The following is a 12651-nucleotide window of genomic DNA, read 5'->3' on the forward strand; positions in this document are numbered from 1 at the left end:
CGGGCTAATGAGCCCGCTTTTGTTATGTTATTAATTTAATTAGATTTTACAAGCGCCGCCTGCACAACCGTCATCTTCTACCTCTGGTGTTAACTCATCTTGAGAGTCTGATGCACCATCACGTGTATTGTGATAGTACAGAGTTTTAACACCGAGTTTGTACGCAGTCAGTAGGTCTTTTAATAGCACCTTCATAGGTACTTTACCGCCTTCATACTTAGATGGATCATAGTTGGTGTTTGCAGAGATCGTTTGGTCAACGAATTTTTGCATAATACCAACAAGCTGTAGGTAACCATCGTTTGAAGGAATATCCCACAGTAGCTCGTAGTTATCTTTCAGATTTTCATAATCTGGAACTACTTGCTTTAAGATACCATCTTTACTTGCTTTAACGCTGATATGACCTCGTGGTGGCTCAATACCATTTGTTGCGTTAGAGATTTGCGATGATGTCTCTGAAGGCATAAGTGCAGATAACGTAGAGTTACGCATACCATGCTCTTTAATGCTTTCGCGTAATGAATCCCAATCTAAGTGAAGAGGTTCATCACAGAACTGATCTAGGTCACGCTTATAAGTATCTGTTGGCATAATGCCTTGAGAATACGTTGTCTCGTTAAACTTAGGACACGCACCACGTTCTTTCGCTAACTCATTTGATGCTTTCATTAGATAGTATTGAATAGCTTCAAATGTTTTGTGAGTTAGGGCATTTGCGCTGCCATCTGAGTAACGCTTACCGTTCTTCGCTAAGTAGTATGCGTAGTTAATAACACCAATACCTAGCGTACGACGACCCATCGTTGCGTTTTTAGCCGCAGGAACAGGGTAGTCTTGGAAATCAAGTAAGTTATCAAGAGCACGTACAGCAAGCTCTGCAAGTTCTTCTAATTCATCAAGTGACTCAATTGCGCCTAAGTTAAACGCTGAAAGCGTACAAAGAGCAATTTCACCTTCTTCGTCCATTACATTGCTAAGAGGCTTAGTTGGTAATGCAATTTCTAAACATAGGTTAGATTGACGAATTGGCGCAACAGTCGAGATAAACGGGCTGTGCGTATTACAGTGGTCAACGTTTTGTAAGTAAATTCGACCTGTGCTCGCACGCTCTTGTGCAAACATTGAGAATAACTCAATCGCTTTAATACGTTTTTTACGAATTGACTCGTCTTGCTCGTACTTGATGTATAGCTCATCAAACTTCGCTTGATCTTCAAAGAACGCATCGTATAGACCCGGAACATCTGATGGGCTAAATAATGTGATGTAATCATCTTTGATTAAACGGCTATACATTAATTTGTTGAACTGCACACCGTAGTCAAGGTGACGTACACGGTTATCATCAACACCACGGTTGTTCTTTAGAACTAATAAATTTTCAACTTCCAAATGCCAAAGTGGGTAAAACAGCGTAGCTGCGCCGCCACGAACACCACCTTGTGAACAGCTCTTAACAGCAGTTTGGAAGTGCTTATAAAATGGAATACAACCTGTATGGTACGCTTCGCCATTACGAATAGGGCTACCAAGCGCACGAATGCGACCCGCATTAATACCAATACCAGCACGTTGCGAAACATATTTAACGATCGCAGATGATGTCGCATTAATAGAGTCTAGGCTATCACCACATTCAATTAGTACACATGAGCTGAACTGACGTGTAGGCGTACGAACACCTGCCATAATTGGCGTAGGTAACGAAATTTTGAAGGTAGACACCGCATCATAAAAACGCTTGATGTAATCAATACGCGTCTCTTTTGGATAATCAGAGAATAAGCTTGCAGCAACTAAGATATATAAAAACTGTGCACTTTCGTAAATTTCACCAGTAACACGGTTTTGAACTAAATACTTACCTTCAAGTTGCTTTACAGCAGCGTAGCTGAAGTTTAGGTCACGGTTGTGATCGATGTAAGCATCTAACTCGTCAATTTCTTGCTCGGTATAATCAACCAAAAGGTGTTGATCATAACGTTTGTCTTCAACTAATTTCGTGATGTGATCATATAAGCGTGGCGGCTCAAATTGACCGTATGCTTTTTTACGTAAATGGAATACAGCTAAGCGAGCAGCTAGGTATTGGTAATCAGGCGTATCTTTAGAGATCTGATCAGCTGCAGCTTTGATGATTGTTTCATGAATGTCATCGGTACGAATGCCGTCATAAAATTGAATATGAGATTTTAATTCAACTTGTGAGACAGACACATTCTCTAGACCTTCTGCGGCCCAAGCGATCACGCGATGGATCTTATCTAGATCAAGTGACTCTTTACGGCCGTCACGTTTGCTTACAGATAGCTGTTGGTTCATAGTTTTGCCTGTATTCCTTGGGAAATTATCGTTGTAAAGACAAAGGTATTCTTTATGTAATTATTATTATTCAATACCAGGGTGAACTAATTGAATAACATTTAGCCACAATATCTGGTGTTGTTTAAATTGCAGATCACAAGATAGTGTGGTCTGCGTTGTTTTGCAAGGGATAGAATTGCCCCATTTTGTGGATAACTATTGGATAAACGTATTGTGTTAGTAACCATTAACCTTTGAACATTCATAGAAGACGAAATTTGTAGAAATCAACAAAAGATCCAGAAAATTTATCGTTTTTAAAAATAAATTTTGACTGATTTTTTTATCATCAAAGAATGCTCAAAAGTGAATCAAATCACAATATATGGTGTTTCATCTATCAAATAACACTATATATGGTTAAATCCATCAATGGGTGTTTGCCAATTGAAATCCGCTTGCCAGTCAAGAGCAGCATCAACACTGGGTATGTAACCCCATAACGCCGTTGCACTATACATATTGGCAGCTTTTGCAGCTTGAATATCACGTTCAGCATCACCGATATATAAACAGCGACACGGATCAACGTCTAAGATCTCAGCTGTGTGTAAAAGTGGATCGGGAGATGGTTTTGAAACAGCTAATGTATCGCCACTTACTACCGCCATCGCTTTACTCAAAGAGGGTATAGCTTGTACTAAGGGCTCAGTTAAAAAGCCGGGCTTATTAGTCATAATGCCCCACTTAATATTGTTTTGCTCAAGTGCAATTAAAAGCTGCTCGATGCCATTAAAGCATTTACTGTGTACAGCGATATCTTCGGCGTAGTAATCAAGAAGCTGTTGGCGCAAAGCGAGTTGTTCAAGTTCTGGCCATTTATCACCAAAGCCTACTTCTAATAATGCATTTGCACCATTAGAAGCAGCAGGGCGATAAACATGTTCAGCAACAGGGGCCACATTGGCATCTGCTAACACGCGGTTTAATGCACCACCTAAGTCATCCGCAGTATCGAGTAGAGTGCCATCTAAATCAAAGATAAAGGCATCAAAATCGATAGAGGGTGTTTGCACACCACTCATCACGCTAGTTTCTCAAAGTGCAGGATGTAATTAACACTTACATCATCGTTTAAGCTGTACTGCTTAGAAAACGGATTATAGTTAAGACCTGTACTGGCGCGTACTTTTAATCCCGCTTCTTCAGCCCATGCAATAAGCTGTGCAGGTTTAATGAATTTTTTATGGTCATGGGTACCTTCAGGTACCATTTTCAATAGCTTTTCAGCACCAACAATGGCAAACAAATAAGCTTTTGGTGTTTTATTTAATGTTGAAAAGAATACATCGGCACCAGGTTTAGCAAGTTCTGCTACAGCGCGAATAATAGAAGCGGGATCTGGAACATGCTCAAGCATTTCCATACACGTCACAACATCAAAGCGAGCAGGGTGCTCAGCAGCAAATTGCTCTGCAGGTACTTTTATATAATCAACAGGCACGCCTGTTTCTAAACTATGTAACTTAGCAACGGTTAATGGCTCTTGGCCCATATCAATGCCAGTTACTTTAGCGCCCATACGGGCCATGCTTTCACTTAAGATGCCGCCACCACAGCCAACATCTAAGGTTTCCTTATCAAATAAGCCGCCCACTTTATCTGCGACAAAATCCAAGCGAAGAGGATTTATTTCATGAAGGGGTTTGAACTCTCCGTCGCGGTCCCACCAACGTTCTGCGATGGCTTCAAACTTTGCAATTTCTGCATTATCTACATTTTGATGCTCGGTCATAAAAAACTTCCTCGTTAATCTGAGGCCATTATATAGGGGTAAATTAATAAATCGCAAAGATTTAGCGCCTGTAAATCTAAATAAATTGTGATAGCATGGTCAGGAAATAATAACTAAAGCTCTTAAGACGGCGATTTGCCTCTTAATGAGTCAATACTGAAGGAATGTGAAATCAAATGACTGATCTCGCCAATGAAATTCTGCCAGTCAATATTGAAGATGAATTAAAAAATTCTTACCTTGATTATGCCATGAGTGTAATCGTAGGTCGTGCATTGCCAGACGTACGTGACGGCTTAAAGCCTGTTCACCGCCGCGTTTTGTTCGCAATGAACGAACTCAATAATGATTGGAATAAACCTTACAAGAAATCAGCACGTGTTGTTGGTGATGTAATCGGTAAGTACCACCCACATGGCGACAGCGCGGTATATGACACCATCGTTCGTATGGCGCAGCCTTTCTCATTACGCTACATGCTTGTTGACGGCCAAGGTAACTTTGGTTCTGTTGACGGTGACTCTGCGGCAGCAATGCGTTATACGGAAGTCCGTATGGCGAAAATGTCACATGAATTATTAGCTGATTTAGAAAAAGAAACGGTTGATTACGTACCTAACTACGACGGTACTGAGCAAATTCCTGACGTATTACCTACTAAAGTACCTAACTTATTAGTAAATGGTTCTTCGGGTATCGCTGTTGGTATGGCGACAAACATCCCACCTCATAACTTAACAGAAGTTATCAATGGTTGTTTAGCGCTAATCCAAAACCCAGACATGTCAATTGCTGACCTTATTGAATATATCCCGGGTCCGGATTTCCCGACTGCGGCGATTATCAATGGTAAAAAAGGCATTGAGCAGGCGTATTTAACGGGTCGTGGTAAAGTATACATCCGTGCTCGCGCTGAAATCGAAGTTGACGAAAAAACTGGTCGTGAAACCATTATTGTTCACGAAATTCCTTATCAAGTTAACAAAGCGCGCCTTATCGAAAAAATCGCTGAGCTAGTTAAAGATAAGAAGATTGAAGGTATTAGCGCACTACGTGACGAATCAGATAAAGACGGTATGCGTATCGTTATCGAAATCAAACGTGGTGATGTTGGTGAAGTAATCTTAAACAACCTATATGCACAAACTCAGTTACAAACTGTGTTTGGTATGAACATGGTTGCACTTGATAACAACCAACCTAAGTGTTTCAACTTAAAAGAAATGCTTGAAGCGTTTATCGTTCACCGCCGTGAAGTTGTTACACGTCGTACTGTATTCGATTTACGTAAAGCCCGTGACCGTGCTCACACGCTTGAAGGCTTAGCGATTGCTCTTGCGAATATCGACCCGATTATCGAACTTATTCGTAAGTCACCAACCCCAGCAGAAGCAAAAGCAGCATTAACAGCTCGTCCTTGGGAACTTGGTACAGTTAAAGCTATGCTTGAAAAGGCAGGTGAAGATAACGTAGCACGTCCTGACTGGTTAGCCGCTGATTTAGGTATCCGTGACGGTCAGTACTATTTATCTGAGCAACAAGCACAAGCAATTTTAGACCTACGTTTACACAAACTAACAGGTCTTGAACATGAGAAAATCTTAGACGAGTACCAAAACTTACTTGATCTAATTGCTGAGCTTTTACACATTCTTTCAAGCCCAGATCGTTTAATGGAAGTTATCCGCGACGAGCTAGTAGAAATTAAAGAGCAATATGGTGACGAACGTCGTACTGAAATCAGTGCCGCTGCTCACGATATTAGCCTTGAAGACCTAATTAATGAAGAAGACGTTGTCGTAACGCTTTCTCACGAAGGTTACGTTAAATATCAACCACTCTCTGATTACGAAGCACAGCGCCGTGGTGGTAAAGGTAAGTCAGCAACCAAGATGAAAGATGAAGACTTCATCGAGCGTCTATTGGTTGCTAACACACACGATACAATTCTGTGTTTCTCAACTGCAGGTCGCTTATATTGGTTGAAAGTTTATCAGTTACCATTAGCAAGCCGTGCAGCGCGTGGTAAGCCAATTGTTAACTTATTACCACTTGAAGCTGATGAGCGTATTACCGCTATCTTACCAGTACGTGAGTACGAAGAAGATAAATACATCTTCATGGCAACAGCGTTTGGTACAGTTAAGAAAACACCACTTACAGCATACAGCCGTCAACGTGCGAGCGGTATTATCGCTGTTAACCTGAATGAAGGTGATAGCCTAATTGGTGTTGATATCACTGATGGCACGAATGAAATCATGCTATTCACTGATGCCGGTAAAGTTGTCCGCTTTAAAGAAGCAGAAGAGTCAGAAGTTGTTGATGAAAACGGCAACCCTGTACTAGACGAAAACGGTAACCCGGAAATCCGCTTCAAAGGTGTTCGTCCGATGGGCCGTACAGCAACGGGTGTTCGTGGTATTAAGATGGCTGACGACCAACGCGTTGTGTCGTTAATCGTACCTAAGTCAGATGGTGCGATCCTAACTGTGACAGAAAACGGTTACGGTAAGCGTACAGCACTTGAAGATTACCCATCGAAGAGCCGTGCAACACAAGGTGTTGTATCAATCAAAGTAAGCGAGCGTAATGGCGCTGTGGTTGGTGCAGTACAAGTTGACGAAAACGACGAAATCATGATCATCTCTAATCGCGGTACATTAGTACGTACCCGTGTTAATGAGGTTTCTACGGTTGGTCGTAATACTCAAGGCGTTATTTTGATACGAACTATTGACGAAGAGCAAGTAGTTGGTTTACAACGTATCGAAGAAATCGAAGTTGATGAGCTTGAAGCCATCGAAGGCGAGGCCGTTGAAGTAGTCGATACCAATACTGAAGAAACGGGTGATAACCCACCTTCAGAATAACATTGATTTAAAAAGCGGCTTCGGCCGCTTTTTTTATCCGCACTATAATTACTGGAATGAGGCAAAGTAATGACTAAATATAATTTTTGTGCAGGACCGGCAATGCTACCGCCGGCAGTTATGCAAAAAGCACAAAAAGAATTTATAGATTGGCAAGGTTTAGGTGTCTCTGTGATGGAAATTAGCCATCGCAGCAGCGACTTTTTAGCACTTACTGCTAAATGTGAAGCAAGCCTGCGTCGCTTAATGAATATTAGTGATGAGTTTGAAGTGTTATTTATGCACGGCGGTGGCCGTGGTCAATTCAGTGCTGTGCCATTGAATCTTCACCTTAATGATAAACCAGCTGTGTACTGTGAAAACGGTGTATGGTCTAAAGGTGCTACTTCAGAAGCTGCTAAATTCACTGCTGTTGAAAGTATTAATGTACGTGATGATGAACAGCAAAATGGTCAGTTCTCTATCAAACCAGCAAGCAGCTGGGAATTACCTGCTGATGCGTCGTACATTCACTATTGCCCAAATGAAACCGTAGATGGCATTGAGATTTTCGAAGTACCATCACATCCATCTGCACCGATTGTTGCTGATATGTCATCGACTATTTTATCGCGCGAATTTGATGTAAATCAGTTTGATCTTATTTACGCTGGCGCACAAAAAAATATCGGCCCATCTGGTTTATCGATTGTTATTATTCGTAAAACGCTACTTGAACGTGAAGGCCTTGCAAAGCCAGGAATTCTTGATTACGCATTAGAAGCGAAACAAGGCAGCATGTATAACACACCACCTACATTTGCGTGGTACTTAGCTGCTGAAGTATTTGAATGGCTTGAAGCAAACGGTGGCGTTAAAGCGATGGAAGAGCAAAACATCGCAAAAGCAGAATTACTTTACAACTTTATTGATAGCTCAGATTTTTATAGTAATAAAGTTGCCAAGCATTGCCGTTCACGCATGAACGTACCGTTTTGGTTAAACGATGAATCATTGAATGAAAAATTCATTAATGAGTCAAAAGAAGCAGGCTTATTAGCCCTTGAAGGTCACCGTATTGTTGGTGGTATGCGCGCAAGCATTTATAACGCGATGCCACTTGAAGGTGTTCAAGCTTTGGTTAATTTTATGGAAAAATTCGCCAAGGAGCACAGCTAATTATGGAACAGCTTCGTCTTGAACCAATCTCAAAAGTAAATGGTAGTGTGACACTGCCAGGCTCAAAAAGCTTATCAAACCGTATCTTACTGTTAGCAGCACTAGCAGAGGGCACAACGGTTGTTGAAAACCTTCTCGACAGTGATGATATTCGTCATATGCTAGGTGCGTTAAATCTTTTGGGCGTAAATGTATCGCTTAATGAAGATAAAACAGTGGCTACCGTAGAGGGGGTTGCAGGTAAATTTAAAACCCCAAGTGAGCCATTGTTTTTAGGCAATGCTGGTACTGCTTATCGTCCACTGACAGCTGTATTAGCTGCTGTAGAAGGCGAATATCAGCTGGTGGGTGAGCCACGTATGGAAGAGCGCCCAATCGGCCATTTGGTTGATGCACTGCAAGCCCTGGGTGGTGATGTTGAATATCTTAAGCATAAAGACTATCCACCACTGGCCATTAAAGGCGGCAAAATCAACGGCGGTAAAGTTGAAATTGATGGCAGTATTTCGAGCCAGTTCTTAACTGCGTTACTAATGGCGGCGCCATTATTTAATGGCGACACAGAAATCACCATTAAAGGCACGCTGGTATCAAAGCCTTACATTGATATTACCCTAGATGTGATGAAGCGTTTCGGTGTTATTGTGAGTCATGACAACTATGAAACGTTTTACGTTAAAGGCTGTCAGCAGTATCAAGCACTTGAGCGTATTATGGTCGAAGGTGATGCTTCAAGCGCCTCTTATTTTGTTGCTGCGGCTGCAATAGCAGGCGGCGAAATTGAAATTAATGGGGTAGGTGCTGCATCTGTTCAGGGTGATATTGGTTTTGCCAAAGTTATGGAACAAGTCGGCGCTAAAATCGATTGGTACGATGAAAAGCTGGTGGTTCGTAAAGGCGAGCTGAAGGCGGTTGATATTGATGCTAATGCAATTCCTGATGCAGCGATGACTCTCGCAACCGTTGCGCTTTTCGCAAAAGGTACAACGGCGATTCGTAATATCTATAACTGGCGTGTAAAAGAAACAGACCGTTTATATGCAATGGCTACTGAGCTTCGAAAAGTTGGTGCAGAAGTTGTTGAGGGTGAAGATTTCATCGAAATAACACCACCAGAAACATTCAATGATGTAGCGATTGATACGTACAACGATCACCGTATTGCCATGTGTTTTGCGATGGTTGCTGTTGGCGGGAAGCCGATAACCATTAACGATCCTAAATGTACATACAAAACTTTTCCAACGTTTTTCAAAGTACTAGAGTCTGTCTCAAGTCAATAAAACAGAAGAAAATATAAAAAGTTACACTCTAGATGCGGATCTATTTCAAGAACTGACGTATAATATCGCGGATTTATTTTGGTGTGCATTGCAGGAGGTTATAAATGCAGGCGTTATCAATGCCCGTAATCACCATCGATGGCCCAAGTGGTTCAGGTAAAGGAACTGTTTGTCGCTTGTTAGCCGAGAAATTAGGTTGGGATGTATTAGACAGTGGAGCGATTTATCGTGTGCTGTCACTTGCAGCGCTTCATCATCAAATTGAACTAGATAATGAAGATGCGCTAGTGCCGTTAGCTGCAAACTTAGATGTACAGTTTTTGGTCGACAGCCAAACACATACTTCTAAAATTGTCTTGGAAGGCGAAGACGTCACAACCACAATCCGCAACGAAGAAGTGGGTGCTGCGGCATCAAAGATTGCTGCATTACCACGGGTGAGAGAAGCATTATTACGTCGTCAACGTGCGTTTCGTACTGAGAGCGGCCTAATTGCCGATGGTCGTGATATGGGCACAGTTGTGTTTCCAGATGCACCATTGAAAATTTATTTAACCGCATCAGCTGAAGAGCGCGCTCGTCGTCGCTTTGCTGAGTTGAATGAACGCGGTCTTGATGTTACACTAAGTGGTCTACTTGAGGACATAAAAGCTCGTGATCACCGCGATATGACGCGTGAAGTTGCGCCGCTTGTTCCTGCAGAAGACGCTATTGAGCTTGATACTAGTGAGCTCAATGCAATGCAAGTGTTTGATAAAGTTGTAACTTTACTCGACGAAGCAGTACTTGCAGGAAAGCTTCCAAAAGCTAAAAAGTAATTTATTAAGGTGCCGGCAGGAAGCCAGCGCTATTTTAACAACCCCATGCAGCATGGTTGCTAATTGGTTATTTAATTATTTAGAGACGTATAATGTCAGAAAATTTTGCGCAGTTATTTGAAGAAAGCCTTAAGGGTTTTGAAGCAGAGCAAGGCTCTATCGTTAAAGGTACTGTTATCTCAATCGAGAACAACATCGTACTTGTTGATGCTGGTCTTAAATCTGAAAGTGCAATCCCTGCTGAGCAATTCAAAAATGCTGCTGGTGAACTAGAAGTTGCTGTTGGCGACGAAGTAGATGTTGCTTTAGACGCAATCGAAGACGGTTTCGGTGAAACTATCCTTTCTCGTGAGAAAGCGAAGCGTCACGAAGCGTGGATCCGCTTAGAAAAAGCATGTGAAGAGCAAGAGACTGTTACTGGTGTTATCAACGGTAAAGTTAAAGGCGGTTTCACTGTTGAAGTTGATTCAATCCGTGCCTTCCTACCTGGTTCACTTGTTGATGTTCGTCCAGTACGTGACACAACTCACCTTGAAGGTAAAGAGCTTGAGTTCAAAGTAATCAAGCTTGACCAAAAACGTAACAACGTTGTTGTTTCTCGCCGTGCAGTTATCGAATCAGAAAACTCACAAGAGCGTGAAGAGCTTCTTGCTAACCTTGTTGAAGGTCAAGAAGTTAAAGGTATCGTTAAGAACCTTACTGACTACGGTGCGTTCGTTGACCTTGGTGGTGTTGACGGTCTACTACACATCACAGACATGGCGTGGAAGCGTGTTAAGCACCCTTCAGAAATCGTTAATGTTGGCGACGAAATCGCAGTTAAAGTTCTTAAATTCGACAAAGAAAAGACTCGTGTATCTCTAGGCCTTAAACAGCTTGGCGAAGATCCATGGGCAGCTATCGCTGGTCGTTACCCAGAAGGTTCTAAGCTTTCTGGTCGTGTAACTAACCTTACTGACTACGGTTGTTTCGTTGAAATCGAAGAAGGCGTAGAAGGTCTAGTACACGTTTCTGAAATGGATTGGACTAACAAGAACATCCACCCTTCAAAAGTTGTTTCACTAGGTGACACTGTTGAAGTTATGGTTCTTGAAATCGACGAAGAGCGTCGTCGTATTTCTCTTGGTCTTAAGCAATGTATTGCTAACCCATGGCAAGAATTTGCTCGTCTACAAAACAAAGGCGACCAAGTTACTGGTAAGATCAAATCAATCACTGACTTCGGTATCTTCATCGGTCTTGAAGGCGGTATTGACGGTCTTGTTCACCTTTCAGACATTTCTTGGAACACGCCAGGCGAAGAAGCTGTACGTGAATTCAAGAAAGGCGACGAAATCACTGCTATCGTATTACAAGTTGACCCAGAGCGTGAGCGTATCTCTCTAGGTGTTAAACAAATCGAAGCTGACCCATTCAATAACTACCTGGACGCAAACAAAAAAGGTGCTATTGTTAAAGGTAAAGTGACTGAAGTTGATGCGAAAGGCGCAACTGTTGAGCTAATCGAAGGCGTTGAAGGTTACATCCGTGTAGCTGATATCGCTCAAGAGCGTGTTGAAGATGCTACTACTGTAGTTTCTGCAGGCGACGAAATCGAAGCGAAATACGTTGGTGTTGATCGTAAGAACCGCACTTTAAGCTTATCTGTTAAAGCTCTTTTCGAAGCAGAAGAGAAAGAAGTACTAGAGAAGCTTAAGAAAGAAGAGCCAGCGTTCGAAAACGCTATGGCTGCAGCATTCAAAAATGCTCAAAAAGACTAATATCTAGTCTTTTAAAATTGGAAGGGCAGTTTTGCCCTTCCTTTACCACTCTTTAAGGAAACGCTATGACTAAGTCAGAATTGATAGAACAACTTGCCGAGCAACACGCACACATCCCTGTGAAAGATGTTGAAAATGCCGTTAAAGAAATTCTTGAACAAATGGCCGGTTCATTATCTAGCTCAGATCGCATCGAGATCCGTGGCTTTGGAAGTTTCTCATTGCATTATCGTTCTCCTCGCACAGGTCGTAATCCAAAGACTGGCGAAACAGTTGAGTTAGACGGTAAGCACGTACCACATTTCAAACCAGGTAAAGAGTTACGTGACCGCGTAAATGCGAGTATTGCCTAGTTTTATACAGGAGTAGTTACTTGTTTAGGGTATTAAAAATTGTATTAATTGCGCTGTGTTTATTTATTGCGTTTGTACTTGGTTCACAGAATCCACAATTGGTGCAAATCAATTATTTAATCGCTAGTAATACTTTACCCCTAGCTGTTGTAATAAGTATCTGCTTTATTTTAGGTGTCGCAATTGGTTGTTTTATAAGCTTTACACTATTTTCTCAGTTAAAGTGGCAAAATTATCGTTTAAAGAAAAAATTAGCGCCTGAAAAAAACAATAAAAAGCTTGTTGCTAATAAAGACACCTAATC

General features: G+C 41.8%; 10 protein-coding genes. 7 read left to right on the forward strand and 3 right to left on the reverse strand.

The window, feature by feature from the left end:
• Nucleotides 1-39: 39 nt before the first annotated feature.
• From nrdA to ubiG, 3 genes are all read right to left on the reverse strand, one after another.
• Nucleotides 40-2325: a class 1a ribonucleoside-diphosphate reductase subunit alpha gene (gene nrdA / locus EVU92_RS12045; RefSeq protein WP_130051427.1), complete on the reverse strand. Its 2286-nt coding sequence runs from the start codon at nucleotides 2323-2325 to the stop codon at nucleotides 40-42.
• A 392-nt stretch (nucleotides 2326-2717) separates the two neighbouring features.
• Complete coding sequence (locus EVU92_RS12050; RefSeq protein WP_130052287.1) at nucleotides 2718-3392, reverse strand: HAD-IA family hydrolase; 675 nt, start codon at nucleotides 3390-3392, stop codon at nucleotides 2718-2720.
• Nucleotides 3392-4102, reverse strand: a complete 711-nt coding sequence (gene ubiG, locus EVU92_RS12055) for a bifunctional 2-polyprenyl-6-hydroxyphenol methylase/3-demethylubiquinol 3-O-methyltransferase UbiG (RefSeq protein WP_105174078.1) — start codon at nucleotides 4100-4102, stop codon at nucleotides 3392-3394. Before ubiG ends, EVU92_RS12050 begins: the two co-directional genes overlap by 1 nt.
• Before the next feature lie 176 nt (nucleotides 4103-4278).
• On the opposite strand from ubiG, the gene gyrA reads away from it, so the two are divergent.
• The 7 genes from gyrA to EVU92_RS12090 all read left to right on the forward strand — a co-directional run bounded on the left by gyrA (nucleotide 4279) and on the right by EVU92_RS12090 (nucleotide 12649).
• Entirely contained in the window at nucleotides 4279-6975 is a 2697-nt protein-coding gene (gene gyrA / locus EVU92_RS12060) for a DNA topoisomerase (ATP-hydrolyzing) subunit A (protein WP_130051428.1), read from the forward strand.
• A gap of 69 nt (nucleotides 6976-7044) precedes the next feature.
• Nucleotides 7045-8133 carry a 3-phosphoserine/phosphohydroxythreonine transaminase gene (gene serC / locus EVU92_RS12065; protein ID WP_130051429.1) on the forward strand — a complete coding sequence of 363 codons (1089 nt, stop codon included), beginning with the start codon at nucleotides 7045-7047 and terminating at the stop codon, nucleotides 8131-8133.
• 2 nt (nucleotides 8134-8135) lie between these two features.
• Entirely contained in the window at nucleotides 8136-9416 is a 1281-nt protein-coding gene (gene aroA, locus EVU92_RS12070; protein WP_130051430.1) for a 3-phosphoshikimate 1-carboxyvinyltransferase, read from the forward strand.
• A 104-nt stretch (nucleotides 9417-9520) separates the two neighbouring features.
• On the forward strand, nucleotides 9521-10234 hold the full coding sequence (gene cmk / locus EVU92_RS12075; RefSeq protein ID WP_130051431.1) for a (d)CMP kinase: 714 nt from the start codon (nucleotides 9521-9523) through the stop codon (nucleotides 10232-10234).
• Nucleotides 10235-10326: 92 nt separating this feature from the next.
• Entirely contained in the window at nucleotides 10327-11994 is a 1668-nt protein-coding gene (gene rpsA / locus EVU92_RS12080; RefSeq protein ID WP_054551350.1) for a 30S ribosomal protein S1, read from the forward strand.
• A 65-nt stretch (nucleotides 11995-12059) separates the two neighbouring features.
• Complete coding sequence (ihfB, locus tag EVU92_RS12085) at nucleotides 12060-12347, forward strand: integration host factor subunit beta (protein WP_036968575.1); 288 nt, start codon at nucleotides 12060-12062, stop codon at nucleotides 12345-12347.
• 20 nt (nucleotides 12348-12367) lie between these two features.
• Nucleotides 12368-12649, forward strand: a complete 282-nt coding sequence (locus tag EVU92_RS12090; RefSeq protein WP_054551349.1) for a LapA family protein — start codon at nucleotides 12368-12370, stop codon at nucleotides 12647-12649.
• Nucleotides 12650-12651: the final 2 nt, after the last annotated feature.

The sequence above is a fragment of the Pseudoalteromonas sp. MEBiC 03485 genome (assembly GCF_004195145.1).
In the GTDB taxonomy this organism is placed as follows: Bacteria; Pseudomonadota; Gammaproteobacteria; order Enterobacterales; family Alteromonadaceae; genus Pseudoalteromonas; species Pseudoalteromonas apostichopi.

Bases quoted from the DNA above. Each gene is read 5' to 3' on its own strand.
- nrdA (WP_130051427.1), bottom strand. From the start codon at position 2,325: ATGAACCAACAGCTATCTGTAAGCAAACGTGACGGCCGTAAAGAGTCA.
- aroA (WP_130051430.1), top strand. From the start codon at position 8,136: ATGGAACAGCTTCGTCTTGAACCAATCTCAAAAGTAAATGGTAGTGTG.
- rpsA (WP_054551350.1), top strand. From the start codon at position 10,327: ATGTCAGAAAATTTTGCGCAGTTATTTGAAGAAAGCCTTAAGGGTTTT.
- gyrA (WP_130051428.1), top strand. From the start codon at position 4,279: ATGACTGATCTCGCCAATGAAATTCTGCCAGTCAATATTGAAGATGAA.
- ubiG (WP_105174078.1), bottom strand. From the start codon at position 4,102: ATGACCGAGCATCAAAATGTAGATAATGCAGAAATTGCAAAGTTTGAA.
- cmk (WP_130051431.1), top strand. From the start codon at position 9,521: ATGCAGGCGTTATCAATGCCCGTAATCACCATCGATGGCCCAAGTGGT.
- EVU92_RS12050 (WP_130052287.1), bottom strand. From the start codon at position 3,392: ATGAGTGGTGTGCAAACACCCTCTATCGATTTTGATGCCTTTATCTTT.
- ihfB (WP_036968575.1), top strand. From the start codon at position 12,060: ATGACTAAGTCAGAATTGATAGAACAACTTGCCGAGCAACACGCACAC.
- serC (WP_130051429.1), top strand. From the start codon at position 7,045: ATGACTAAATATAATTTTTGTGCAGGACCGGCAATGCTACCGCCGGCA.